The sequence below is a fragment of the Christensenella hongkongensis genome, assembly GCF_000981035.1.
In the GTDB taxonomy this organism is placed as follows: domain Bacteria; phylum Bacillota; class Clostridia; order Christensenellales; family Christensenellaceae; genus Christensenella; species Christensenella hongkongensis.
In genome coordinates this window covers 1-292 of sequence record NZ_LAYJ01000091.1, presented here as the reverse complement: position 1 = coordinate 292, position 292 = coordinate 1, and the positions used below count along the sequence as shown (strand labels likewise).

General features: G+C 58.9%; 1 pseudogene. It reads left to right on the top strand.

The features are described from left to right. Positions 1 to 292 (top strand): annotated as a pseudogene (locus CHK_RS07895) (type II glyceraldehyde-3-phosphate dehydrogenase); the annotation flags it as partial.

Here is a 292-nt window from a genome sequence, read left to right as displayed (position 1 = left end):
ACCGTGGACTGACAAACGCGCTGCAGGTGGATAAAGCGCCCAGCCACCAGGCGCTCGACCTGATGACGATCATGCCGCATGTGGACGCAACAGGCATTCTGGTGCACACGCCGGTCACACACGGCCACATCATAACGGTTGTGGCGACACCCAAAAAGGAGATCAGCAAGGAAGAGATGCTGGCAGCCTTCAAAAAGCATCCGCGCATCAGGGTAGTGAGGCTGGAAGACGGCTTCCTTGGGAACGCGTCGCTGTTCCGCTATGCGAGGGATCTTGGGAACGTACGCGGGGA